This window comes from Poritiphilus flavus (genome assembly GCF_009901585.1).
Lineage (GTDB): Bacteria > Bacteroidota > Bacteroidia > Flavobacteriales > Flavobacteriaceae > Poritiphilus > Poritiphilus flavus.
The window spans coordinates 185,664-210,764 of sequence record NZ_WXYO01000009.1; the positions used below are offsets into that span (position 1 = coordinate 185,664).

General features: G+C 44.7%; 19 protein-coding genes. 3 read left to right on the forward strand and 16 right to left on the reverse strand.

Translation table 11 applies throughout. The annotated features are described in order from the left end of the window. Positions 1 to 5: 5 nt before the first annotated feature. From GTQ38_RS19985 to GTQ38_RS20010, 6 genes are all read right to left on the reverse strand, one after another. A complete protein-coding gene (locus GTQ38_RS19985; protein WP_161437350.1) occupies positions 6 to 1,790 on the reverse strand; it encodes a phage tail sheath family protein in 1,785 nt (594 codons plus the stop codon). Continuing rightward, complete coding sequence (locus GTQ38_RS19990; protein ID WP_161437351.1) at positions 1,787 to 3,172, reverse strand: phage tail sheath family protein; 1,386 nt, start codon at positions 3,170 to 3,172, stop codon at positions 1,787 to 1,789. Before GTQ38_RS19990 ends, GTQ38_RS19985 begins: the two co-directional genes overlap by 4 nt. Positions 3,173 to 3,190: 18 nt before the next feature. Beyond that, on the reverse strand, positions 3,191 to 3,964 hold the full coding sequence (locus GTQ38_RS19995) for a hypothetical protein (protein ID WP_161437352.1): 774 nt from the start codon (positions 3,962 to 3,964) through the stop codon (positions 3,191 to 3,193). Continuing rightward, positions 3,961 to 4,530 carry a DUF4255 domain-containing protein gene (locus tag GTQ38_RS20000; RefSeq protein ID WP_161437353.1) on the reverse strand — a complete coding sequence of 190 codons (570 nt, stop codon included), beginning with the start codon at positions 4,528 to 4,530 and terminating at the stop codon, positions 3,961 to 3,963. Before GTQ38_RS20000 ends, GTQ38_RS19995 begins: the two co-directional genes overlap by 4 nt. A gap of 2 nt (positions 4,531 to 4,532) precedes the next feature. Next, entirely contained in the window at positions 4,533 to 4,844 is a 312-nt protein-coding gene (locus GTQ38_RS20005; RefSeq protein WP_161437354.1) for a hypothetical protein, read from the reverse strand. Positions 4,845 to 5,053: 209 nt separating this feature from the next. Then, entirely contained in the window at positions 5,054 to 5,905 is an 852-nt protein-coding gene (locus tag GTQ38_RS20010; protein ID WP_161437355.1) for a LytR/AlgR family response regulator transcription factor, read from the reverse strand. A gap of 264 nt (positions 5,906 to 6,169) precedes the next feature. On the opposite strand from GTQ38_RS20010, the gene GTQ38_RS20015 reads away from it, so the two are divergent. Further along, positions 6,170 to 8,431 (forward strand): hypothetical protein, encoded by a 2,262-nt coding sequence (locus GTQ38_RS20015; protein ID WP_161437356.1) that lies wholly within the window; start codon positions 6,170 to 6,172, stop codon positions 8,429 to 8,431. Positions 8,432 to 8,447: 16 nt separating this feature from the next. Here GTQ38_RS20015 and GTQ38_RS20020 read toward each other — a convergent pair whose 3' ends face one another. The 3 genes from GTQ38_RS20020 to GTQ38_RS20030 form a co-directional block, all read right to left on the reverse strand. Continuing rightward, on the reverse strand, positions 8,448 to 9,539 hold the full coding sequence (locus GTQ38_RS20020) for an NAD-dependent epimerase/dehydratase family protein (RefSeq protein ID WP_161437357.1): 1,092 nt from the start codon (positions 9,537 to 9,539) through the stop codon (positions 8,448 to 8,450). Positions 9,540 to 9,760: 221 nt separating this feature from the next. Continuing rightward, entirely contained in the window at positions 9,761 to 10,744 is a 984-nt protein-coding gene (locus GTQ38_RS20025; RefSeq protein ID WP_161437358.1) for a toll/interleukin-1 receptor domain-containing protein, read from the reverse strand. A gap of 5 nt (positions 10,745 to 10,749) precedes the next feature. Next, positions 10,750 to 12,306, reverse strand: a complete 1,557-nt coding sequence (locus GTQ38_RS20030; protein ID WP_161437359.1) for a caspase family protein — start codon at positions 12,304 to 12,306, stop codon at positions 10,750 to 10,752. A gap of 495 nt (positions 12,307 to 12,801) precedes the next feature. Between GTQ38_RS20030 and GTQ38_RS20035 the strand changes: the two genes are divergently transcribed. After that, positions 12,802 to 14,163 (forward strand): toll/interleukin-1 receptor domain-containing protein, encoded by a 1,362-nt coding sequence (locus GTQ38_RS20035; protein ID WP_161437360.1) that lies wholly within the window; start codon positions 12,802 to 12,804, stop codon positions 14,161 to 14,163. 14 nt (positions 14,164 to 14,177) lie between these two features. Further along, positions 14,178 to 17,750: an nSTAND1 domain-containing NTPase gene (locus GTQ38_RS20040; protein ID WP_161437361.1), complete on the forward strand. Its 3,573-nt coding sequence runs from the start codon at positions 14,178 to 14,180 to the stop codon at positions 17,748 to 17,750. 322 nt (positions 17,751 to 18,072) lie between these two features. Here the strand turns inward: GTQ38_RS20040 and GTQ38_RS20045 are convergent, their stop codons facing one another. The 7 genes from GTQ38_RS20045 to GTQ38_RS20075 form a co-directional block, all read right to left on the reverse strand. Further along, the gene (locus tag GTQ38_RS20045; RefSeq protein ID WP_161437362.1) at positions 18,073 to 19,107 is read right to left on the reverse strand and encodes a hypothetical protein; all 1,035 of its coding nucleotides are present in this window, start codon (positions 19,105 to 19,107) and stop codon (positions 18,073 to 18,075) included. Positions 19,108 to 19,115: 8 nt separating this feature from the next. Then, positions 19,116 to 20,048 (reverse strand): DUF6175 family protein, encoded by a 933-nt coding sequence (locus GTQ38_RS20050; RefSeq protein ID WP_161437363.1) that lies wholly within the window; start codon positions 20,046 to 20,048, stop codon positions 19,116 to 19,118. Then, positions 20,045 to 20,503 (reverse strand): hypothetical protein, encoded by a 459-nt coding sequence (locus GTQ38_RS20055; protein WP_161437364.1) that lies wholly within the window; start codon positions 20,501 to 20,503, stop codon positions 20,045 to 20,047. The genes GTQ38_RS20050 and GTQ38_RS20055 overlap by 4 nt, the downstream gene beginning before the upstream one ends. Position 20,504: 1 nt before the next feature. Beyond that, the gene (locus GTQ38_RS20060; RefSeq protein WP_161437365.1) at positions 20,505 to 21,404 is read right to left on the reverse strand and encodes a hypothetical protein; all 900 of its coding nucleotides are present in this window, start codon (positions 21,402 to 21,404) and stop codon (positions 20,505 to 20,507) included. Between the two features lie 36 nt (positions 21,405 to 21,440). Beyond that, the gene (locus tag GTQ38_RS20065) at positions 21,441 to 22,400 is read right to left on the reverse strand and encodes a WG repeat-containing protein (RefSeq protein ID WP_161437366.1); all 960 of its coding nucleotides are present in this window, start codon (positions 22,398 to 22,400) and stop codon (positions 21,441 to 21,443) included. 69 nt (positions 22,401 to 22,469) lie between these two features. Further along, the gene (locus GTQ38_RS20070; protein WP_161437367.1) at positions 22,470 to 23,342 is read right to left on the reverse strand and encodes an LEA type 2 family protein; all 873 of its coding nucleotides are present in this window, start codon (positions 23,340 to 23,342) and stop codon (positions 22,470 to 22,472) included. Continuing rightward, positions 23,339 to 25,099: an ABC transporter ATP-binding protein/permease gene (locus tag GTQ38_RS20075; RefSeq protein WP_161437368.1), complete on the reverse strand. Its 1,761-nt coding sequence runs from the start codon at positions 25,097 to 25,099 to the stop codon at positions 23,339 to 23,341. Before GTQ38_RS20075 ends, GTQ38_RS20070 begins: the two co-directional genes overlap by 4 nt. Positions 25,100 to 25,101 lie beyond the last annotated feature (2 nt).

Sequence of the window (25,101 nt, forward strand, 5' to 3'; positions counted from 1 at the left end):
TTTTATTAAGCTTCCATCATTTTGTGGGAGAATCGCAGTATGATGAATTCTGCAGGTCGTACAACGGCCATTCCGATCTCAACGATCATCCTTCCGTTCAATACATCGTCCTGGATCATGGTCTCCCCAAGGCCTACCTTCACAAAAAAGGCCTCTTCAGGTTTCCCACCCATAAGCGCTCCCGCCCTCCATTGGAGGATCAGGAAGTTTTCTATCATCGCTTTTACCTTTACCCAGGTATTAGCGTCGTTGTTCTCAAAAACAAACTGCTCACTGGCCTTCTTAACAGATTCTTCAACCATATTGAAGAATCGGCGTACGGAGATATACCGCCATTCGTTACTGTTTCCGTCCAGCGTCCTGGCTCCCCATACCAGTGTTCCTTTTCCGGTGAAGGAGCGGATAACGTTTATGGATTTTCCTGTGGGGTGCACATTAAAATTGTCATTGTCCGTATTGTCTACCTTTACTGTTGGCCCGTTGATGAGGTTAATACTCACATTGGCAGGAGCCTTCCATACGCCACGGGTATTATCCGTCCTTGCATATATCCCGACGACTGCAGAAGAAGGAGGCATAGCTACCGTGAATTCGCTCAGGGCCGTATTGACTTCGGCCAGAAAAGCATTCGTAAAATAGGTCGCGATATTGGTATTTCTGGCTGCAGGTATTCCCTGATCCGTGTTTACCTGGGCCAGAATGTTACCGGCCGCGGTTTCACTGTCCGCGCAGGAAGCAGCAAGGTCTGCTATGGCGGTTTCTATGTCCGTATTGTTGGTTGATGATGAGATATTTCTCCCGATAACATCGTCCAATGTAGCTTTGGCAGCAGTCAGTTCCGCTGAAGTGAAAGTGTCGTCCGTTACCAGCAGTAGAGCGTCTTCACCGTTCTTGTGTGCCTTTTGGGCAGCCCCTAGGGCAATCCTGTACTGTTCCAGTTTTCCGGTCTTAGGCAGGGGACCCGCGTCAATCACAGCCTGGTCTGCAACAGCTTTGGCCGCTACCACCTGGGCCTGGTGGGCCAGTGCCTCTGCAACTGTACCAAGGGCGGCAAGCGTTTGACCATTGAAGGCATCCGTCGCTCCATGAGACAGGGTAACGGTACTGTCTGAGTGCGGATGCACGATTTTAGTATCCAGGTAGGGGTAATATGCGGCCCCATAACTCAGGTTGTTTACACCGATATTATCCCGGAAACCACTGGCATCCGTGTCTGAAGGCAATACATCAAAAAGCCCGAAACGGTCTTTGAGATCAGCGCACTGAGAAAGTACGTCTTTATAAATGTCGTAGTACTGATTAATGCTTAGCCTATCTGCTTCGGGAAAAAGAATAAGTGTGATCTCGTCTATTTTCCGGGCAGCATCCAGGCCCTCTTTAAGTTCCGTATAATCGTCTATGGCGTCCAGACTGGGAGTGGGTGTGGTGGAATCAAAGTCGCCTGTTGATATGATATAACATGGGCCGCCTCCGTTGGCAAAGTACATTTGTAAGGCCTGGTACATCCTGTAAGGAACTTCACCTCCGTTAAAATCAACACTTTGTGGTTGAAAGGGTGGTTGGTCTGCCAGGGTAACCAGTATTGGCTGTTGATGGCTTTTTCCGAAGTAAGCCTCGTATTCCAGCAGGGACTTAACCCTAGTTGGAACCTTAAGCAGGGAATTTCCGTCTTCATCCGCTGCTTTCTCCGTGTACCCGATAAAGGCCGGAATTGCAGTTTCTACCTGTGCCACCGATGGAGGCAGCAAGGAGACTTCTTCTACGTAAACACCGGGAGTTTTGTAATTCATGATTCAAGCATTTTGTGAGAGAAACGTAGGATGATAAATTCAGCCGGCCGTACGACTGCCATTCCGATCTCAACGATCATTCTGCCGTTGAGTACATCGTCTTCCGTCATGGTTTCACCGAGTCCGACCTTTACAAAGAAGGCCTGTTCGGCCTTGGCACCCATTAAGGCGCCGGCTCTCCATTGAAGTACCAGGAAGTTCTCGATCATGGATTTGACCTTTATCCAGGTGTTGGCGTCATTGGGTTCAAAAACAAACCTTTCCGTGGCCTTCATAACGGACTCTTCCACCATATTGAAGAACCGTCTTACAGAGATGTATCGCCACTCATTGCTGTTTCCATCCAGGGTACGAGCCCCCCATACCAGGGGTCCTTTTCCTGTAAAGAAGCGAATGGCGTTGATGGATTTTCCGGTATCGCTTACGTTCAGGCCGTCCTGCTCTACATTTTCCAGGTGTACAGTTGGTTTTTTAACCAGATTGAGACTTACATTGGCCGGAGCTTTCCAAACTCCCCGGCTGCTATCCACGGCAGCATAAACGCCAGCGATAGCTCCACTGCACGGCATTTCCAAGGTGGCGTCCGCGATAGATTTTTTGATTTCGTAATACTTCTCTTTATGAGATCCATTGTCTGCGTGAAAGAGCGAAGCATCCGCAAGGGCCGGAGTAGCTGTGATAGCTTCTTCCGTATGCCGCAACTTCATTGCTGTACCATCATTATCCACATCTATCTGATCGTCTGCGGCCATATGGGTAAGCGATGTTTCCAGGTTCGGATAGTACGCCGCTCCATACATCAGGTTACTGGTTCCTATGGCATTTCTAAAGGGAGTTGCAGAGCTTCCCGCCGGATCTGTGGCGTCCGCTACCGGGGTCACATCGCAGATGGCAAAGCGGTCTCCCAGGTCAGCGCACTGCTGCATGGCCGCTACATAAAGGTCCGTTTCCCCGGGAGCATCCGGGAAGACGATCATTGTGGGTTCATCCTCCTTTTTTAGCAGGGCAAGTCCACCGGTGAGCGCGGTATTGTCAATATCGTTGACGTTTGCAGGGATGGTGTAGTTACCTACAGAAACAATATAACAAGGCCCTCCGCCATTGGCAAAGTACAATTGCAGGGCGTAATAAAGTTTGTATACCGGGGTGGCGGGGATAGTACCGCTAATGTTTCCTGAAGCATCTATGGAGAATTCAGGCAATTCGTGGGCCGGACCCCCGTAAACTGCCTCATAATCCACCAGGGATTTGATCTTTTTTGGTGTAGTGGGCCCGCTTTGCGTGTACCCGATAAATGCAGGGATCGCCGTTTCTACTTGGGCTACAGAGGGAGGGAAGATGCTGATTTCCTCTATGTAAACGCCGGGTGTCTTGTAATTCATATTTCTGGAGTTTTATTACTATTTCAGTTTTAAAATGATTTGATAAGCCTTTCCGGTATCTGCCGGGGCAGTAGATTGAGAATTGTTCCAATAAATGTCCAATACGCCGTTGGCAGCACTTTGTTTTATACTGTTGCTCAGGTAAACCGTGGCTGCCGCCGGACTTGCCTGGTCTGTTTCAAGCAAATAAGGCCCTTCATCTGCTATGTAATCACTCTCCTGCTCTATGGGATCGTTGATCCGCACATAGATCAGAGGCATACTTGGGGATGTGGGCGGGTCTATTGGGATGGTCTGTAATACATCCTGTGGTGTAAATTTCTTTTTAAGACGCCATTCTGTCGGCGTATTTGTTGTCGGCAAGTCTGTGCGTTGATCAAAAGACTGTTGTTTGATAAAAGCCAGGTCTGCCGTTCCCAGGCTGGTGGATGCAGTTAGGTTCTGGCCCGGAGAAATACCGCCGTCAGTTTTTAAATTATCCAGGTAGAATTGAGGCACTTCGCTGGTTTGAGGCTCATACTTTGTAATGAAGGCCGGGTCTGTGATCTCAATGCCAAAAGAAAACCTGATCTTTTCCGTGATTTCTGCCTGAATGGGGACTGAAGCTTCCGGGAAGGTTTTGTAGTAAATATCAAAACCATTGTCCCTTTCTTTAAATACCAGCTGATAACGGTTTAGCAGTTCATTACAGGCCTGAGTAGGGCTAAACCGCAATCCCCTTACCGCAATATCGGTGGTTTGTTCTTTAACCCGAACGGTAAAAAGGCGTTGGTATGTTAGCGTAAAACTCATGATTTCAAATTCAATTGACTGTCCAGGCTTATGCTGCTCACCTCCGGGGCTTCAGCGTGTTCGTTACGCTGTACTTTAACTACTCTTATCTTATAGAGCACAGACGGATAGTGATTGCCACCCAATACGCTCCAGATATGATTCAGCTGTTCAAAGTTTACATTGTACATCTCGAAGATCAGTCTGTCTATGGGCGGGTTGAAAAGTTGAGTGTCTGTCACATTGTTAAAGGTGAACCACTTGTTGGTTTGGAAAAAACTTATGAGTTGAGACAGTTTGGTGATGCTGGTGGTATAGGTCTCCAGTTTAAAGGCAAAAAGTATGAATAGGTTCAGAACGATAGGAGGTTCCATCCGCCGCAATTGATTGTTTATGCGGATGTAATTCGGTTTGTTCTTCATGGTGGCCTCTTCTTCTATGTTCACCAGGGACAGGAACAGCCCTTCTTTGTTCGGATCGTTGTGAAGTGTATGCAGGTTATCTGCAATGATATCATTGGCATTTAGGTTGAGGGTGGGGTCATTGCTCAACTGTGTTCTGATGAATTGCAGGGTCTGTTCGATCATTATTAAGGACTGAGTTTTTCAAATATGAGTTGAAAGTCACCTTCGTCTATCATATCGGTGATCATTGGATGCAATTCTTCGCGTTTCAGATCCTTGACGATTACCATATTTTTAGACCAATAGTATCTTTTTGCCATTTCGCTCCGTTTCCGATAGCTTTCCTCTACCGCGTCTACCAATTCGTTCAGGCTGATAAAATGAGCCTTGTAATGATCCCCATTCTCTAAGTGGACGATCACATCTGTATCAAGTTTGCTGTAATCCAATTCACGACTTCCGATATCCTCGGCAAAAAAAATCCTCTTTATGGTCATACAGTGGTTTGGCCAATTTTTATATCAAGATAGGCCTGCGTATCCCCCATATCAAGCTACGTTTGCCTGGCGGTACTGTAATTGGTACGAACGGTAGTATATTTGGCATGAATGGTCTTTGGTGGCTTAAACCAGGTCAATAGCTATCGCATCAGTCCTTTTTTGGCCTGTCGCGGAACGGTATATGTAAAATTGATGTGAATGGGATTTTAGCTCCTGATCTGATGGAGGAAGTCAGATTTTCTCCGTCTGGAAAGTGGAACCGGTTTGGAATCTGAGCTGAAGAAGATATAGCCTTCGCGTGAGTACTTTTTCACGAATTTGAGATTAATATGATGGGAGCGGTGACAAGGGAAAAAACCACAGCCTTTGAGGAGTTCCCGAAATTTGCCGATACTGTAAGAACTGATGATATGTGTTCTGGCGGTGGTGATGATCAGGGTGCATTTTTGAAGCCCCTCACAGCGGATGATATCCTCTGAGTTGATGAACTCCAGGCCGTCAATGGTAGGTACACCGATCAATTTGCTTTTTCGGTTTGAGCTTTCGCTAATCGCTTCCAGCTGTTTCTTATGGCGTTCTACTTTCTTTAGGGCACAACGGATAGAGAGGCTGGCTTCCTCGCCCTTTAGCGGCAGGGAAATAAAGCCATAATTTTCTTGTCTTAGGGCTTTTATAGCGTCTTCCGGGCTTTCAGACAAGGAAATTATCCCCGGTAATGCAGTTTCATCCAGGAAAGCCTTAATGGCTTGTATATAGGTAGCTTTGCAAAAGATCAGATCCGGTTTATGATTTCTGAAGACCGTTGGGATCTCTGAGAGGCTGGATATCACCGCAACTACCTGGATCTCCGGAAACACCCTTTTTAACCAAATGACCAGGCGGGATACCATAGGAATGTCTTTTTCCAGTATCAGCACATTGTAATCACCGATTTCCGTCTGGCTGCCGTGGGTTTCGTTGGATTTCGTGTTTGCCCCGGTGCTCATAGTCTCATCCCTTGAGGTAGTAGTGGTATCACCTTCCTTGGGATAATGCTGATGATCTGCGCTAAAAGGCATGGGCATACAGGTTATTGACTTAGCGATAAGACTTACAAGGGGGGCACTTTATTTCCTTCAAAGTATGGATTTATTTTACGATCCGTAGGATAAATTGTATAGAATGCAGGAAGTTTTGTGTGGATGGAACAAGCTGATTTGATACCTCAAAGATCCTGTGGCATCATTTTCATCCCTAAATGCCTGTTCCCTCTGGCCTAAGAGGTGGTCTCCGGATTATTGAGTAAATTGTAGGAAAAATAATCAACGACCAATAACCGATTTATGGAAAACCAAGGCAGTTTTCTCCAGTCCATTGTAAGCTGGATCTTTAAGATCGTGCTGGAATTAAGGAAGCACATTATCCCTGTGCTTATTATCGGCTTGGTGTATTTGATGTTCTGGAATTTTCCTCAGACCAATGACCTGCTCCTGGTCCTGAACCAGCCCAGGGACCACTTTAAGGAAATGCTGTTTTTCTTCGCTGGCCTAACCGTACTGGCCTTTCTGATCAGTAACCTGAATGATTACCTGAATGGAAACAATTCCAAAGCGGCCTATGTGCCTATGGATAGTAAGGAAAAAGCGATCAGCAAGGGCGAAGAGTCCGACTATGACGATAAGGAGACCGAAGACCAGTACCTGGAGCGTATGCTCCCAAAGGTTCTGGGGACCATATTGTTGCTGATTACAACCTTTGCCGTAGAACATACCTTCAACACCATTACCGGCAAAGTCATATTCATAGGTGCTGGATGGGGTCTGACTATTTTCCTGTTTCTCCTATTGCTCAGCCTCTATCAGGATATAGGTCAATGGTTCGCCAGATTCATGAAAAAATGGGATAGAAAGGGAGTGATAACGCTTGTATTGGCGGTAATTTGTCTCTTGATCATTATTATACTTGGCTTTTTCAACAGGGGAGGTTCGGATGAGGACATCGTCCGCTTGTTTTGGGCCTTTTTGCTGTTGAGTCTCTTCTTTTTCATCGTATCAGTCTCTTATTCCAGGCTCATATTATGGTTTAAGGAGAACGTAGGGGTTTTTCTCATTGCCGGCCTTACAGCCATCGCCTTTGTTTTGTATTTGGTATTTCTTGTGGTACCCGGGTATTCCAGCAATTTAAACCCGCTTACGGTTATCCTGGTTTTCCTTATCGGTTTGTTTAGCGTGGCCCAGGCGATCAAGGTATTGGGGGCCAAGCTAAAGATCCCCTTGTTATCCGTAGTGGTATTCCTGCTGTTTATCTGGGGAGGAATTACGGCAGCCAGGAAGGATTTTAACCATTATGAGGTGTCCAGCACCAAAAGGACAATTTCGGTAAATGAACGCCCGGGTCTAAAGGAACACATACGTTCCTGGATAGAAGACCGGCGTGATACCATTGCAGCGTCAACAAAATTCCCGGTGATCTTTGTGGCCGCGGAAGGAGGAGGCTCACGCGCCGGATTGTGGTCTTTTTTGATACACAGTAAATTGTACGAGACCAATCCGGATTATTTCAATACCTATTTGTTTTCCATGACGGGGGCATCCGGCGGCAATGTTGGTAACAATATGTTTTACAATGCCGCTTACGAGGCTTTCCAAAAGGATCGCACTATAAACTTAAAAAGCAGTGGCGTATATCGCTATAAAGCCAGTACGGTTTACGACCAGAACTATTTATCTTCTTCAATCGCCTCCCTGTTGGGCAGGGACCTGGCCGAGAGCATTTCCGGTATTTTTAGTTTTAAGGACAGGGCTGAACTGTTGGAAGGCGAGTGGGCCTCCCGATATTCAGAAACTTTCAACGGCACTATAGCACCATCGATAAACCGGGAATTCCTCAGTTTTATACCCCGCAAGGGCAAGAGTGGAAAAACACCTCCTGTGATCCTGGTAAATACCACCCACCTTCAAAGCGGGAACTACGCGGTGATCAGCCCGGTAAACCTGGTAAAAGATTCCCTTGGGACCCATATTTTCAGGGATTTTCTGGCAAATTACGAGAGGGCGGCAAACAAAATGAAAGAGCAGAAGGCCATTAGGATCAATACCGGCATGTTGCTCAATGCGCGTTTTCCTTATATCAGTCCTGTTGGGCGTGTCCCGGGTGTAGGTCAATACGCGGATGCCGGCTATTACGACAATATTGGCGGGACGCTAACTACCCGTCTTGTCGCGGCTTTTGAAGGGATTGTAGATCAGGAATACGAGGATCTTAAACCTAAGCTGGATATCCGGGTTTTGATGATACGCAATATAACTAAACCAAAAAGTGCCAAAGACACGCTTCGGTATTCCAGTCAGTTGCTGGCGCCTCCGCAGGTAGCCGCTAATGCTATTTTCGCTCATCCCAATGAACTATTCAACTTATTCGGCGATGACTATATGATCGAGTCTAAACGAACACCAATAGAAGCCCCAAGAGACAGTACCAAAACTATCACCCCCATCTTACCTTTGGGTCGTTATTTGTCCGAATCGGCAATTCTGTCCTTAGAGGCCAGGCTTAAGAACGACACGATTCAGAGGCGTTTAAAGAAGTTATTGGAGGTGAAATAACCGGGCTCTGGACGAACTATCCTTTTAGGATCTTTATGACTTCCAATTCTTTTTCCCTTGATATTCCTATTGGTTGATCTCCCTGTCCGAAAGTGATATTCGGATCCCCGTTTTCCCGGTGCCATTGAAGGCAGTCCTCAATGGTTTTTCCCAGGGAAGCATAGGTGAATCCTGCGGCTACAGACTTACTGTTGCCTATTTTCATGAAGTAGTCGTCGGTAATCGGGGCCCAAAGGGGAAGGCTTTCCCAGGCATACACCTTGTTCTGACTCAGGAACTCCCGGTCTGACCAAACCAATTCAGAAGAGGATCCCAGGTGCGCTTTAGCGGCCTCCAGGAATGCTTTCCAGGAAAGGGTTTCTGCTGGCCCAACACAATTGTATTTGCCTATCTCCTTTTGCTCCACAGCTGTGATCGCGAAACGCCCAACATCATTTACATCGATGAACTGAACCGGGTCACTGCCATCTCCAGGCGCCAAAATACTTTCGTTACGTTCCAGTTTTATCAGCCAATACAACAAGTCATAGGCAGGGTCTCGCCATCCCTTGATAGGGCCGGGACGCAGAATGGTATGATTATCGGCAAAACGTTCTGAAACTAAAGCCTCAGAAGCGACCTTCTCTTCAGAATAACCCCAACTGCTTCGATCTTCAGGTAAGGTGACAACCGGATAATCCTCCGCGCGGAAGGGTTCATTAAAATCTTTATACACCGCCACGCTGGAGATAAAGAGGTAGTGACCGGTATGAGATTGAAGGGCGGAGGTAGCTTCATCCACCAAGCCGGACTGTTGTGGCCATACGTCTATTACCGCATCCCATCGTTGTTCTTGCAACGCCCGATAGGCCCCGGCTCCTTTTTCGCGATCACCCTTGATCAGCGGAAGCTCCGCAAAGAGTTTTGGATTGGTGATGCCGCGGTTAAACAAGGTAATCTTATGCCCTTTTTGTATACCTGCCTTTACAATAGCAGGCCCTAAAAAGTCAGTACCTCCCAAAACAAGGATGTTTAAAGGCCGGGAAGTATTTGAGCAGGAAATTAGCGGAGAGGCACTAAGCAAAAGGCCTCCGGCGCCGAGGGTTTCAATAAAATGTCTTCTTTTCATGATTAGGTTCTATTTAGTTGTGATGCGAAGCAGGTTAAAATAGAACTGTCTCGTAAAAGCCCTGAAAGAGCTTCCTTCTAAGATCCAGGGACACCCTAATTTACCAAAAAAGCGGTGGCCCTAACTGCACTTTTAGCTTCTTTTAACACTAACCCGGTTTATGGATACCCTCTACAGTATGGTAGAAGAGGCAGAGGAGAGTTGTAATTCCGCAGGGGATCTCAATCTTCTGATTTGATCATTTCGATCAATCGCTGCATGCTTTGATCGAATGTAGCTGGCCGTACATCCAGGCTAAGGCTGCCTTTTAGTCTGGAGACGATCTGGTCTATTTCATTCCTGAGTTTTCGGAGTCTTGTGATCTCATTGTTGAGGTTTCTGGAATCGATGTTGAGCAGGTCCTGCTCCGCTTTGTGCTTTAGTTTGGTTTCAAGCTGCTCGTCTATCTTTTTAACAGTCTCAATTACATAATTGTCTTTGAAAAAGTCGTCTTCAAGGTAACAGGCTACGAACTTTCGATGTTTTAGATAGCGTTCCAGGAAAAAGGTATCTATAGTTTCCATGGCCACCCAGCCGGAACTCAAGCTGGCGTTAGAGACCAGGGATATGGTAACCGTGGAGGCCAGGATGGAGTCCTGTATAAAACCCTCAATGTTCTCTCCAGCCTGCATGTCTTCGTGATCTATGATGACTTCAATGGAGGCTGCCTCAAGCCTTTTCTGTATGTTTTCGGCCAAATCATGGTCCTTGTGGTTATACGAAATAAAGGCCGTCGGGGTATCGGGTAGGGTAAGTATTCTGGTTTCCGCCTTGAAATACTTACGTATGAGGAATAGTATGAGCAACTCCAGCGGAATGAGGATGTAAAGCGAACTCATCAGTGTTCGAATACGGGTTACATGGGCTCCTTCCGAATCATTAGCCCAGGAATCCACAGCAAAGGGTTGCAATAAAATGGCCAGAAGGGAGACCAGGACAAAAAGGCTGGTCAGGGCGGTGAGCGGGATGGTCCCGGTTGCTTTCCCTGAGGTGGGACTCTTAAATAGTAACACCAGCGGTGCTACGTATAGGACAATTAGCCACAACCAGGCCAGGTAAGTCAGGTTGGCATACTTGTTTCCGAAACTCTGCCCCAGCAAAATCAGAGACAGCAGAACAAGTCCGGTCAGCAGTATGAGGGAAAGTCTTTTCTTTAAGCGTCTCACGGTTTCTATTCAGTACCGGCTAGTTGGGCCCAGAGCCCTGATTTTTCTAAATGTATTCTGCCCGCATGGTCGCTTGGTTTCTCAATGGTTGCGGTTATATCGTTTTCCGGCAGGCGGTATTCGTATATCAGGGCATAGACTTTATAGCCGCTGGCATCTATTCCCGCGATGGTTTCTTCAAGGTCGCTTGCCCCGCCGCTTACCCAGGTGATCACTTCTTCTCTCGAGGCATTTCCGCCACTGGTTGAAAAGGGCTGGTTGACCACGGCGAAGACGATCACCCTAAAATATCCTTCCCTGGGGAAAAACAGGGATCTGAGGTATTGTGTCAATGAAAAGTCGGACGTAGTTGAGATCAGGGATTTGTTCCAGCGGTTGTCTCCATCCAGGGAGCTCGCATCATCGTTGATCTGTTCCAGTCGGGTAGCGATGGCAAAGCCGTTGGTTTGGCCTTCCTCTATGGCGTAGTGGCTGGTATCAAAATAGCCCTGGTTGTCCAGGGAGCGCAATAGTTTTTTGTTGATGTCACCAAGGGTCTGGCTGTCGGCAAAGAAAGCCTCATCTATCTGCTCGGAGGCGGAGGCGAAAGGTGGTGGCCAGGAGAATTTGGGGTAACTGGCCTGGCTTTGGGCCAATATCTGGAATTGATAAGGGCCCCAATATTCCGTTTGACTCATTTTCCCATAATAATAAACGTCTTGTTTGCCTGAAGAGAATTTCTTAACCAGTTTTTTGGTATCCATAAAAGTATTGTAGACCACCTGCTGCTGTAAGTTGAAGGCGAAGAGGTAACAAAAGAGGCTGATATCGTCTCCAGCTACCACAGGCGCCAGTTGGTTTTCGTATGCGCTAAAGCTGATAAAGGTATCATCCGGCCACTTTGCGGGAGGGCTAAAACAGAGTTCTTCTTTTGGGTTTTGGGTGCCAATCCCAAAATTGTTGGGGTAACAGGCGTCTATAGCGATGCGGTTCCTGGCCTTTCGGTTAAGTTTTCTGATGAGGTAATCCAGGGGGATGGTCTGATCCTTTAGTACTGTTTCGTCTTCAAGGGTAGCGTCCGTTGGGACCAGGAAGTTATTTCCGTCAGATTTTACCAGGTGCCCGGAAAAGTAGAAGAAGGTGGTCTGTGCATGCCGTGATTTGCGGATGAATTGGATGATGGCCTTACGCAGGTCGAGGCGAGTGGTGTTTTTGAGCAGCATCACATCGAACCCCAGCTCTCTGAAATTGTCGGCCATAGTATCCGCGTTGTGTTCCGGGGAGTCAATTTCGTTCCCTTCGCTATAGCTGGCATTCCCTATGATCAGTGCGATCTTGGGTGGGTGTACGGGTTGTTCGGGTTGGGTAGGCGTAAGCCTGATATTGGAATCGATTACCGCCAGGTTCACCACACGCGCACGTTCGAGGACCTTTACCTGGCTCTGGAGAGGTATAAAGCTCAGTAGAAAAAGAAATAGCAGGAAGTACGGGCCAGAAGTTACGAGGCTTGAGTTATTAGCTGTGTGGGAATGTTCCTTTGGGTGATTTCGGGAGAATTTCATCATCAAGGGTTTGTGGGCCATAGGGTCCTGTTCGATGCAATGCGTTTTGGATATGAGAAAACGGCTATCCCGTTCCACCTGATAAGATACCTTAAAAAATCTAAATGAGGGATTTGAATTTGTATAAATGCACGAATTTTCTGTATGGTTGGTAGGGGGAGGAGAAAGTTGATAAACGGCCTGGCTTTATTCTATTAAATTACCGATTTAAATAACGATCGAAATAAAGGTCTTCAAAAGGTTTTTTTCTTAATATGACCTGCGATACTTTGATAGGAACTTGAGGTATTTAAAGAACTTCAGGTTTCAAGGATCGGACTTCCAAGAAATTGCATCCTCAGTCATCTCAAGGCATAAATAGATCAATTGAGTTGATAAATAGAGCGTAATTTCTTACATTTAATTACTCCCCCTTTGGTTTAAAGGTTTACATGCCCTTAAAATAACTTACCAGAAGTTGCTCAGAGCACTGTTAGACCATATGTCAGATGTACTAAAAGTTACGACGCGTTTTATATGAGTTCGACTATTAAGATGAAGGGACGGGATTGGAAAATTCTCGTAAACAATATTATCTCAGGCAACTGTATCCTCGTAATTGGTCCGGATATGGCTTCCGTGGAGATAGAAGGCAAATCAAAACCGATCACCAGTCACTTTGCCAATCATTTGGTAGGAGAAATTGACGGCAATCCTAAAATTGGGAATGAGGATGATCTCGAGGAGGTAATCGAAGCGTTTTTACACCAGGAGCCCGAAGATGCCCTTCAATTTGAAGCAGATGAATTTTTTAGGGAAAACTGCGATGAAAGGCCGGTATATGATGATCTGGCCGCAATACCCTTTAATTTGATAATAAATGCTTCGCCAGATAAGTCATTGATCAGAGCTTTTGAGAGGAAGGATCTGAAAATTGATAAGGATTTTTACGTAGACTTTTACAATCACAAAGGAAGAAAACGCGATCAGGCTAGATGGGAAGATGAAAAAAAACCGATGCTATTCTACCTTTATGGTAGTTCGGACAATTGGGATTCGGTGGTGGTCTCCGAAATACACCTGCTCGATTACTTATTAAGCATCATCTCTCAAACCCCGGCCCTACAAAGTAATATTAGCAGCAGATTCTGTGATGAAAAGACCTCTTTTGTCTTTTTAGGGTTCGGATTTCAGAATTGGTATTTGCGTATACTGCTATATACCTTACTAGGTGGTAAAGAAGTGCAAAAGGGCCGTTCGCGCCGTTCAGTTGCCTTGGAAAAAATGATGACAGATGACAAATCCGATTCAGACCGTATAACCGTTCTTTTTAAAAACAAACTGAACATCATCTACCCTGAACGCAAATTGGATGAGTTTATCAGTGAGTTGAGGAAGCTTTGCGAGAATAAGTTGAAAGGCAAGGAGGAAGAAACGGGGATCCGTCCGGACCATGAAGACGACGAGATAGACATACCAGGAGCTCCTAGCGTATTTATTTGCCACGCATCCGAAGACAAAAAAGAAGCTATGGATATTTATCGGAGTCTCAAAAAGGGCCAGTTAAATCCTTGGATAGACAAAGAGGGAATAAGGTCTGGCGATAACTGGAATCTCGTTCTAGAGAGAACTATCAAGGATATAGACTATTTCATAGTGGTGCAAAGTAAGGCTATGGCAGGCAAGGTAAGGGGCTATGTCAATAAGGAGATCAACCTTGCACTGCGATTGGCCGACGAGGTTCGTGCCGGCTTTAATTATCTCTTTCCTGTCCTGATCGATGACAGTGAACCCCTGGAAGAATTAAGAAAATATCAAACCAGGGACCTTACCGATATAAGTAACATTAAGGGCTTGATTAAGGACATACGCCGGGATTGGGAACGCCTTAAAAGATAAGAGGAATACAGACTATGACTAATACGAAGAACACCAGATATCCGGGTGCTCGTCCGTTTAAGGACAGTCCCTTGGAACGCAAATTGTTCTTCGGGAGAAACGCAGAACAAAAGGAATTATTACACCTGATCCTTTCCCATAATATTATAGTGCTATTCGCTAAATCAGGAGTTGGGAAATCTTCTCTTTTGAATGCCGGTGTTTTTGAAAAACTATACGACAAAGGCTATTTCCCAGTCTCTATTCGTTTAAATGCACCTTCGGATGGTATTCTTGAAACCATTGATTCACGTATCATTGAGTTGGCAAGTAGGAAGAATGTAGAGTACAATCCCGGAAATAAAGAATCCCTGTGGGAGTTTTTGAAGACAGCAGAATTGTGGACTAGTGACGATAAGCTTCTGACGCCCGTATTGGTTTTTGATCAATTCGAAGAAATCTTCACCCTTGGGTACAATGAGGATCAGCGCAAAGATTTTTTCAAACAGATTGCGGATTTGGGCAGGACCAGAAGAAGATGGTCCCAAGGCAAGAAGGGGGATACAAAGCAATATCTGTCTGAAAGCCCTCCAAAAGTAAAGGTGGTACTCAGTCTGCGCGAAGAATTTCTGGCACAACTGGAAGAGATTTCAGAGGATATTCCGTCCATTTTACACAATCGATTTCGATTAAGAGAGTTGACTGAAGAGCAGGCGATCAGCGCCATCGAGAGCCCGGCAAAACTGGATGACGAGAATTTATCATCACATAGTTTTAATTATTCTGAAGGAGCCATCAAAGCGGTTACCAAGTTTCTCATGAAAAAAGATCTTAAGGAAAGGCTGAAGATAATAACCAAGACCTGGGATCCGAAATGGCCGAAGTGGCTATTGTTTTTATTTGGAGCACTATTGCTTCCTGTTGCCTTGTTGGCCAATTTTCTGGGGGATGACCTGGGCATTCTCACTGTGCTGATCACGGTGTGGTTGATCATTCCTGCCTTTGCGATGACATTGGCCGTTCGCAGGCCTATTGCGGGCAGGAACACCCTGGTTCCGATCATACTTTTGTACGCCTGGTTTTGCACATTGATCTACGTCTCAAGCCTGTCTAACGAGGTCTTGCAATCTGATAACAGTGCCCTGGTATCAATCGTCATGGTGCCCCTTGTATTGGTACTCATTTTAGTATTGCTTATAAGTGCGATCTACAGAAAAGGTCGGAAGGAAAAACTTAGCACTGATGATCTACCTTCATCAGAAGAGGCTCTCAAAGATAAAAGATGGTTGTGGAAACCTCACTTTTACCTTTTTGGTTGGGTCATCCTCAGTATCCTGGTCTCTAAACTTATGGACTTTAGCCCTCAAGTTTTTTTATTGAATATTCTTATCATTTTCGCTTATTTCGTAGGTCTTTCCGTAAAGTATCCAGTTCCTCCGAAGAAGGCCATAGCGCCAATAGCTATCGCACATTTTTTGAATATTTTGATGGTAATACTGACAGATTATACCAGGTCTGATATCCCATGGCCTTTGTTGATTGTTTATTCCTTGTTGACACTAATTACTTTTGTCTCCGCTGCTTCCCTTTGGTGGAGCTATTTAAGAGGTTGGAAAAGTGTGAAGCCGCAGCTTCTTGAAATCTTGGGCAAATCCAAAGAGAAGATCGAACCTTTTCAACTGCAATTGCTCTGTCAGAATATAGAGGAAAAAGTGTTGTTAAAACAACGCAAGATGCACAACGACAAACCGATTACCATTACGAAAAAAGATTTTGGAGGGGATCAGGGAATGCGAAGAATCTTGCTGAAATTTTATGACGATCAGCTCAAAAGGGTCAATTGGAAAATCAGGGGAAGGGTTCGGAAACTTTGTGAACGCGGCCTGATCAGCCAGACTGGCAGGCGCCTGAGTATTGCCGAAGATGATATTTACAATCGATTTAAGCTGGAAAAGGACACTTTGGATAAGCTTGTCGAATATCGCTTGCTTCGTTTTGAACGAAGATTGGGAAGCCGGTATTTTGAGATAAGCCACGATACCCTGGTGCAACCTATTCTAACCTCTGCAAAGAAGCATATCAATAGAGAGATGGCAATAAAATGGGTAGGGTATCCAATGGCGCTGGCACTTTTGGTTTACGGCTTCAATTTTTACCAGAGTCTTATAAATCCCAGTAACCAGGAAATTTATGAACGCATGGATAACACCCTGGAGTCTGAATGGTCCACCATTAAAGACCAAATCTTTGGATTGAGTAGCCTCTTGGACAGACTCGATCAGAGAGATGATCTGAAATGGCTTATCATGAATGACGAGAGGGCGAATAGTGGTTTTGGCAATACGTATGGCATCGGATACGATAAACCGCTGTACACAGCCAAGCTAGATAGCCTGAGGTCAATAGATAAGTCGCTATTGAAATACGGCAATCTCCGACTGGTTGATTCAAAGAAAGAAGATGTTGAGGACTATTCGATTGTCCTTGGTGCCGGCTTAAAACCCCAAAGATTTTCGCTCTCTATGAAACCGGATAGCAACACCACTGGATTTCACAACCTTGAAATCGAATGGTACTTCAAGTCGGACTACGACAGCGAATTTGAGCTACTTCGAAAGATCAAAATGGATTCGATATCGAGGGAGTCGGGGGAAGTCACTACGAGATCGTTTCCTCTTTCCGAGACCTTATGTGAAGGGTTTAATGTGTTGAAACTGTATGAATTGGATTCCGATAATCCATCGAGAAGGTACCTTCGTGAGATTCGTGATTTCAATGTGAGACTCAACGATATTGGGCACTATGAAGACAGGATCAATAAGGAGCCCGAGAATGCAAAATACAACGCACATCTCGGATTTCTTTACTTCAGGAAGAGGGTGTCCAATGAAGACGCGCGCACCTATCTGGACAATGCCATTAAAAACGATTCTAATTATGCACTTGCCTATTACTGGAGAGGGCATGTTCAAAATAGTGCAGCAAAAATGTGGTCTGACTACTTGGTAGCTTACTACAAGGATCAAAGACTTCGTCCTGCTTTGAAAAAGATATTAAGCGGGTCCATTAACCGGGTGAGCAACGGAAGTTTTGAATTCCCTAAATTACCGGACAATAATTATCTTTTGACCAGTGAGTTGGGTAGGGAGTCAACCGATACTATTAAGGGGCCTAGTTGGGAGAATGAGGATGGAATAAACTTTGACTTAAAGTCTTTTAAATTAGGACAGGGGGAAGCGAAGACCGGAAAGCAATTCATTGAACTTTCTGGCAAATCCAACTCCTGGATCCGCCAAAAGGTTCTAACAGAACCAGATACCGAATATGTGCTATCTTTTGCATTTTCACCAAGGCCAGGAAGGGTGAAGGAAGACAACAGAATGGAAATAAGCTGGAACGGAGTTCCTATTGATACTGTGGAAGCCGATGGGCGTGAACGTGTTAATACGCGGTGGAAAACCTTTTATAAAGTTGTGAAAGCGACCTCAGAGGAGTCTTATCTTAAATTTCGGGATATCGGTGATTCTGCGGGACACAATGTCGGTACAGGACCTTATTTGGACGCCATTTTCCTGGTCAAAAGGCAGGATTACGGAGACACCTATTAATATTTCAGGATTGAAGTTCAGACATAGAAGTGCGCGTTGAGCTTGCGAAGCAGGTTAATAACATCTCGCTGTCTTGTCCTCAAACTATGATTTCGTCTACCAGCCATGAATTCAAGCTCAACTTGAAGCGAATTCCTCCCGATTTTATATCTTCTTATTAAATACCCTGAAAATGGGTATTTAAAGAAACTTCGGTTTTGTTAGCTGTTGGGCAGACTTTTATGCTGAGGGACTTTACCAAACTGCGATTTCTAAAAGTCATCATTAGAATATGTACGGTTCTGAATGCTGCTGCATAATCACTGACAGATTCAATAATTACTCAACCCTCACTCATTGCTCTGTCTACCTCTCCCTGATGTCTGGTGCGTCTAAATTCGGCCTGCGCTACTGCTCTCATCCCACTTCTTCTTTTAATCCTTTGCTGGCTGGCATTTGCTGATCTGGTGTTTTCAGGGGCAGCGGATACAGCCGGATTTTGGTTATTGTCAATTTCCCGATTTGTGCCTACACCTTTCTCACTAAGAGGTCCGGTAGCACCGCCATCCGAATTGGCAGTGGCTTTGTTTTCTATTTTAGTCCTTAATTCTTGAGCTGAGGAATGACAATTAGATTCCGTTTCAATAGAAGCCAATATTTCCAGGGCATTCTCATTATTGTTTTTTGATATTTCCGCCTTCGCCCTTAAAAGATTCTTTTCGCAGGTCTGATTCAGGTAGCCGTCATAGGCCTCGTCTAATTTTCGCTGGATTTTGTCGTAACAGTCTCCTCCAACTTCCTTTGGAACGGGATACAACAGCGCAATAGCTTCATTGTATCTCTTTTGCCGGACCATAGTGCTTCCTTCCTGATAGAGCCGATCACAATTGGCACGGTAATAATTCAAAATTTTGGTTTTAGCGTTGCTTAAAAAGTTCTGAATTTTATCACCTTTCGTCTTGATCCTGGAAATACTCTGATTAATGGCCTCTTTTTTCGAATACCCATCTCCGGTGATTTCCTGCTGATAGACACTATAAACCTTAGCGGTTTTAACTTCCTTAATGATCAGGTTTAATTCCGCATCAATGACATGCACATTTTGTAAGCCTTCCACCACTTTGTGGTCATAGATCTCATATTTGGGATATAGAATGAACTTATTTGTATATCCTTCTCCGGCAATCCCATAATTGCTAACCATTCTAAGTAGTTTTGATTCAATCTTGGAAAGTTGCGCGATGGAAAGCCCTTCAATTTGTAGGGGAACCACCACGGAGATATTCAGATCGTTTTCTGCACTGTCCTGACTTTGGGCTGTAAGGCCCCAAATGCATGTAAGGAAATATATTATGAGTGTATGGGCTTTTGTTTTCATATTGTATTCTATAAAATGGTAATGTATAAGGTTCCCCGGCTATTGTCGAACTTGGCTGGGATATCAATCCGGTCAAAAAAGCGCTCAAGTTGTCGCTCAATTTTCCTGGTGGTCATGTTGGTGCAATTCTTGGGATCTCGCACAGAATAGCGGTAATCTTCAACCATAAGTTTTGTCTCCGTCACAAAGGAGATTAGGTAATAGTTGTTTAGAGCTGTTGCTTCTAACCAATCTTCAATTACATACTTCAGTTTTTCACCTTTAGAAGGCACATCCTGGTTCATATTAATCTCCGCATCTCCTGCAAGGCTAAACTCCATTCTGACCGTTTTTCCGGTCTCACGCATCTCAGCCCATTTTTCATTCATCTTTCTCAGAAACTCATCCAGTAGAAGTTCCTTTTGATCATTCTTCATTTTTAGGGCGGAACCTATCAATAGAATTTTGTCAGATGTTTCAAACCAATTTCCTTCTATGGGGACACTGGCCATGGAATTCCCGTTGTCGGTAACATTGGCTTCAAGCACAAGCGTTGCTCTGTGATCCTTGCCGATTTGACTTATGATAACATCAATTTCCACAACAATATCCGAGGCAATGTTGTTGAAAATTCTATTTTTAAATTCCGATTGAGATTCTTTCGTTACAACCTCTCCTCGCATTCTTGCATTTAGTGTGGTTTCAAAATCCAAAGTGGTATAGGCCCTGTCGTCAAAGGCTTGTTTTACCTTGGAAATAGCCACGCGAACTTCGGGTTGCTCATCCATAATGGTTCGCAGGTCCTCACCCCTGTCTGTTCTGGGTAAAACCATGATGCTCGGCTGAACGGTTTTGATGCTCTGCTGAGAGCAATCGGTTTGTGCCAAGACAGCACAACTGTTGGCGGTAACCATAATGGCCAGCAAATAGGCCATTTTCAGCATTTTGTTATTGCTTTTCATAAACCAAATTTTTTGATTACTGATTTGTCTTCAAGGTCTTTTCGCAATGCCCTTAAATTAATTTGTAGGGTGACTTTTGCCAGTTTCTGCCCACCCTTTACCTTTTCCAGATTTTCACTGGAGCTGAGAATAAAAGATTCCATTCGGCCGGAATAAAACTCCTTGAAGTAAGTCTCATTTGCCTTATAGCCCTGCCGTTCATTTATTCCGATCAGGGGGTCATTAAAAGGCGAACCGGAAATACCCCGGAAGAACAGGTTCTGAAATGCCAGTTTCTTGGCATTGAATATGGCCTGGTCCTGATTATTTCCAAGATCTGTACTTTGTACTGTTAAGGAATTCCTCCCCTGACTGGTCAGATATTTGACCCGCGCTGAGCTTAGGTCAGTATGGCTTCCCGCGCTTTTACAGGAAAGGAGAAGAATGAAAATAACAAGGCCAATAGATTTTCTCATATCACTTCGATTTACAGATTAGTTTTGCTCCGGATTCAAATAGCTCTTTTAATTTTTGGCCGCCTTTGTCTACCTTGGCTGTAGACAATTTTTCACCTTCTACGGCTGTCACTTTAAGATCTGCCACCCATTTCTCTCTAATGGTATCCTCACCATCGATCTGCAGGACAGAAATTTCATAGACCTTGAATTTTTTGTTCTTTTTGGTATCCGTGGAAGAACCTGAGTTAATGAGTACAATCGCCGCTGAACCGCCTTTTTCCTCTTCTATTGAGATGAGTTTAATGGCCCCTCCTCCGGATTCATTTAAGAATTGGCTTAATTTGCCTTCCAGGGACTTTGCCTTTAGGGCACTTTGAAATGCTTCCGGTTTGGTTATCCCTCCTAGATTATCCGAGACTGTACCAATGGAAAATTTTTGGGTATTTAAGGTGGCTCCAGTTTCAGTATCAAGTATGTCCACAGAGAAGCTGAAAACAGCTCTCTGCAAACCAACCTCTGAGTCTTTGTCCTCATCACTGCCCAGGACACTCTCGATAGGTTTTTCAAAGATTGATGGTTTGATCTTTTTATAGGCTACATTGAAGAGCTTGCTGGCAATGATAAACTCAGCCCCTTTAATCCTGCCCTGGGCGACAACATCCGCGTTTATTGAGGTAATCTTTTTTTGTATGTTTTGTTCGTCCATTACAAGGCCAAGAGCTTCTCTGTCCAGGATCTCATAAGTTCCTGTACTCAGAATTACTTCCTTGATCTTCTGACATACCAGTTCTGCTTCAACGGCATTTTCCAGATTAAGCGCCCTGGTCGATTGAATGCCAATGGTGGAGTGTTGTCCGTATGACAGCCCTGTACATATTAACAATAGGATGAGATATTTTTTCATAGTTGTCAAATTCATAGTTAATCAGTTTTGAATTTTATTCTTGCGTCTAATTCATTCCATGTCATAGAAGGCGTCTACATAATCGTATTTAAAGTGTATGACTACTTCTTCTTCCTTGTTAATAAAGCCCTGTTGTCCGTCCATTTTTACAGGAGCAAGACCGTTGAGGAAGACAAACGCATCTTCGTATTTTGGTGCAATGACCTGCTCGCCTTTACGGTTTATATAGCCCCATTTACCATTTATTTTAACAGGGGCCAGGTCTTCGGAAAACCCCCAGGTGTGTTCAAATTGCGGTTCTACGATTACCCTGCCATTTTTGGCTATGAATCCCCATTTTCCATTGTGGTTTACAGCTGCTAATCCCTCAGAAAAAGGCAAGGCATAGTTGTAATGTGGTGGGATGATTATGTTTCCTTCAGGGTCTATAAAACCTTCTAATCCATTGACCCCTACAGGTGCCAGTTTTTCTGAAAACAAATAAGCGCTGGAATACTCAAAAGGGATAACCACATTTCCGGATTTATCGATAAATCCCCATTTGTTGTTTTTCTTTACTGGTGCCAGCCCTTCGGAGAATGGAATGGCCTCTTCATAATCGGATTCGATAATAAATGATCCATGTCGGTTAATAAACCCCCATTTTCCATTTAGCTTAACGGCCGCCAGGCTGTCCGAAAACGGATGGGCGTTTTCATAGAACATGGGGATCCTGATCTCATTGTTCTTATCGATAAATCCCCATTTATCATTCTTTTTGACCAGTGCCAGGCCTTCGGACATTTTCCAGGCCATATCGTAGGTGAAAGGAATAATCTCTTCTCCTTCCTTGTTGATAAATCCCCATTTTTTACCGTGTCTTGCAAGGGCCAGGGCATCCACAGACTGGGATATGGAGAAATAGAAATAAGCGGCTGTCAATAGTATTAGGATGCTCCCCAATACAAGAACCGGTAGTTTACTCTTCTTTCTTCTCTTCTTGTTAGGTATTTGAGGGTTTGATTTACGCATCTCTGAACAGTATTGTAAGTTCCTTACCAATTCCTTTATCCGAAGGGCCCGGAGCCCATAAATGTTCTACTACCATTGAAATAAGTCCGTTTGGGTTACAAATACTTTGCGAATGGGGATCTCAAAATCATAACCTGAAATATTCAATATTGCACTGCCTTCTCCAATCAACTCAAGTGGTGCCGCATTCAGGAAAATTCCTCCCAGGTTTTTCAGGACATTCAGGTTGTACAACTCGGTATTCAGGGGGAGTTCAACAGTCTCTTTGGTCTTTAGTTTAATGGGGGTGTCCAGGCTGCTTTGTGCAATTGGCCGCTGACCTTCCTTTAGCCTGAAAATCATATTGAATCTTTGCAATCTAAGGTCAAAGGGTTGCTTGTTTCTGAAACCAATCTTAAACTGAACGTCGGATCTGTTCAGGCCATAGGATTTGAATGAGGTCAAATTTTGGATCTCTATTTTTTCGGTAAAAAGATCATCGTTAAACACCGTATTGGTAATAAAATCTTTCATATCATAAGGCAGGCTGACCGAGAAACTTTTCCTGACCTTCTTCAATGGATGTTCGGCAAGAGCTTCACCTTCAAGCAGCAGATGGACGGTGTCAGCAGACAACATCTGATGGTGTTTTTTATGGAGATTATTCAACTGTAGAGAGCAATTGAAGGAGAGTGGGACGGTATCCCTGGGATAGATCATTTTTTCTTCTTTCAGCGTACCGCTACCCAATTTTTCGCCCTCATAAGAAATATCGAACAAGATCTCCTTCAGGAGGTATTTAAAACCATTCGGGTTGTACATCCGCGTGTCTACAGAAAACCTGATGAGGGAGTCCAAGGTGTTAATTTTCAGATGAACCTTGTCCGCTAAAACAGGCTGCTGTACCCGGCAGGAACAGCATAGGCTAATGAGCAAAATCGGTATTAAGGCCCTTGTGCTCATAGACTGTCTTTCTTGTTGAGTGATATGAAGATGAGCAGGTACATGATTACACTTAGTAGACCCACAGCGATAAGATTGGCATATTGGTTATTGAATACATCCCCGATCAGCACCCCTTTATCAATAAGATCGGCGTCGTAAAGTCCTAACTGTTCCAGAGCCCCGGAAGTTTCACATTTGCAATCGTTTTTGTAGTAACCATCCGGATTGAATTCGGGGATAATAACACTCTCCGGTTCCATATCGCGGTCCTGAAAATAGCCGTCTTGCATTCGGGCAAAGCCCTCGGTTCCCCATCTGCCCAGGGTGAAAAAACTCAAGATCTCTACTATCCTGCTGTCCAGTTTGGTCATCACTCCGGCCAGCATGATCTGTGGCATCAGGGTGATAGGGACAACCGTCATAACTTTCTCGGTATTGCTGAAGTAAGAGGACAGGAAAAGGCCGATCAGGCTGGCCGAAAAAGAGATAAAAAAAAGGAATGCTACGCTAAATGCAAAAGGTCTGAGATAGGTATCCGGAAATTCGGAAACGGCCCTGAAACTGAAATTAAAATATATAATCGTGGTGAAAATCAGCACCTGTAGCAGCGCGATTAATGCGAGTACTATCAACTTGGAAAGGATATAGGTGTTGATGTTGAGGTTATACATCCGCTCTCGTTTATAAATGGGCAGTTCCCCAACGATTTCTTTTGCGGAATTACTGACCCCAAACCAAATCGCTGAGATGACGGTCAGGAAGAGTACGCCGATTCTGAACTCACTGAATACCAAACTCACCAATCCGCCAACTATCAGGGGTTGCAGCAAGAGCAGAAACAAATTGCCAGAATCATTGGTCTTAATATTCAGATATCTTTTTGCCAGCCAGTAGAGCTGACGAAGACTGGAATCTGCTTTGCTTCGGCTAATTTTTGGATTGGAGTCTGTTGAGGGCAGGGTATCTGAAGGGGCCTGATAAAGTTTTTTAACCGCCTTCAAATCACTCATTTCGCTATACACTTCAATAATGCTACTTACATTAAAGTGTTTGAGGATGTCCGCCGGTGGACCTTTGAATACCAGATGTCCCTTAACACCCAGAAACACTACCTCGTCTACGTAGTTTAGGTCTTCCGGCTTATGGGTGACCATGATGATGGTTGTGCCTTCCTTTGCCAGCTCTTTAAGGCTATTCAGGAAACTGTCTATGGTTTCCGGGTCAAGAGGGGAGGTAGGTTCATCCAAAAACAGTATGGAGGGTTCGGTCAACAGTTCTACAGCGATAGAGATCCTTTTTCTTTGTCCTCCGGAGAGCTCCTTAACCTTTTTTGCTTTAATATCCTTTTGGTCGGGGGTGTCACCCTGATCGTGCTGATCTAATTTCAGACTTTTTAAAACCTTATCTATACGCCTGTCGATCTCCTGGTTTGAAGTGCCATCCGGAAGGCGGAGTTTGGCGGAGTAAAAGAGTGTTTTATAGACGCTGAGCTCCCGGTGTATGATATCATCCTGAGGGACGTACCCAATGTTCTTTTTTACCAGATCGTAATGGTCCAAAAGCGAAAGGCCGTGTATATAGACTTCCCCATAAGTCGCAGGGTTATCCCCATTCAAACATTTCAGTAAAGTAGATTTCCCACATCCCGATGGACCCATAAGCGCAACGAAGCTCTTGCTTTTAATGTCCATGGACATGGGCTGCAAGCCAATTTTATTTTTGGAGTATCTTTTAGTGATCCCTACTGCCTTGATGGATAGCCCCTTTTCTTCCATAA